This window comes from Pontibacter rugosus (genome assembly GCF_042678745.1).
GTDB lineage: Bacteria > Bacteroidota > Bacteroidia > Cytophagales > Hymenobacteraceae > Pontibacter > Pontibacter rugosus.
The window spans coordinates 1-789 of the sequence record NZ_JBHTLD010000465.1; the positions used below are offsets into that span (position 1 = coordinate 1).

1 protein-coding gene is annotated in these 789 nt (G+C 32.7%); it reads right to left on the reverse strand.

The features are described from left to right. Nucleotides 1-789, reverse strand: a 789-nt coding sequence (locus ACFQ2O_RS21935) for a hypothetical protein (RefSeq protein ID WP_377533104.1), incomplete at both ends; no start/stop codon positions are given.

Consider the following 789-nt stretch of genomic DNA (forward strand, 5'->3'; position numbering starts at 1 on the left):
GTGCCTCCCAATCCCAATTTTGATTGGATAGTTCTAATAAAATTTCGTTTTCGAACTTAATATCGCTTCTAATTGATAGGGCCTCCCAATTCCAAGACTTTTCTTTATATTTGTTGATAAAATCTATTGAAAGTATAAATGATCGATTTGCTGATAATAGAGCCCAATCCCACTCTTCGTCAATTGTTTCAGTAACTAATTTTACAGTAATCTCAGCATCTGTCCTCGTTGAAAATATACTATATCTTATGTACTTTGAGAATTTGCGGAACCGTTTTGTAAAATCCTTGCCTTTTTTAAAACAACTACTGAATTCTGATAAATATTCCCAATCCCACTTTTCTGTTTCAATGCTAAGTATAGAGTCATTCCAGTTGATATTATCTAATCCTGACAATGACTTGTAATCCCATCGATATGATTTGTTCTTGAGTATCTTTAAAATATCTTTTAACCAGACTTCATAACTGAATAAAGACTTGTCCCATCTAAAGGCTTTATTTAGGGCCTTAGAACCAGATAAAGAAGGCCAATCAATATAATCGTAGTTTGCTTGCAGATATTGTCGTGGATTAAAACTTGATAAGTCGTAGAAATAACAAAAATCCCATTGGTATACTTCTTTTGAAAAGGTTTGAGCGATCAAGAGTTCTAATTCTTGATAATCGAATTTGCTCGATACAATATTCCATAGTTGCTGTCTATTATCAGAATTAGTAAGAAAAATACATGCTGCAACTTCAGGCAAATGCTCTGAAAGTTGCAAATCGGATTTTTCAAATCGACTTT